We start from the raw sequence: 288 nt of genomic DNA, 5'->3' as shown, positions 1-288 counted from the left end.
ACTGGAGCAGCCGGTGCGGCCGGCGCTTCTACGCGCGACGCAGCCGGCCTGGACGACATGGCGGACGCAGTTTTCGCTACGCCTGCCTTGCCGTGCAAAGCCATCGCCTTGCGACGCATTAAAGCCAACTCACGCCCGGAAAGGGTCGCTGTGGCCGTGCTGTCGGTGGTTAGTGCCATCACTTACCTCGATATAAACGGGTTTGTTGAGGTCGCGATTACATCAGCACGTCACGATCGCAACCGCGAACTCAACAAACTAAGCTTGAAAAGCCATATCCCTGCTCAG

The 288-nt window shown here is 58.7% G+C and carries 1 protein-coding gene; it reads left to right on the top strand.

What is annotated here, in order from left to right; all coding sequences use genetic code 11:
* Positions 1-288 (top strand): hypothetical protein (locus MD536_RS21290; protein WP_239603804.1); only part of this gene is annotated, 288 nt, incomplete at both ends.

It is taken from the genome of Flavihumibacter cheonanensis (assembly GCF_022352215.1).
GTDB lineage: Bacteria > Bacteroidota > Bacteroidia > Chitinophagales > Chitinophagaceae > Flavihumibacter > Flavihumibacter cheonanensis.
The sequence above is the reverse complement of the archived record's forward strand: the minus strand, read 5'-3'. Positions and strand labels throughout refer to the sequence as shown.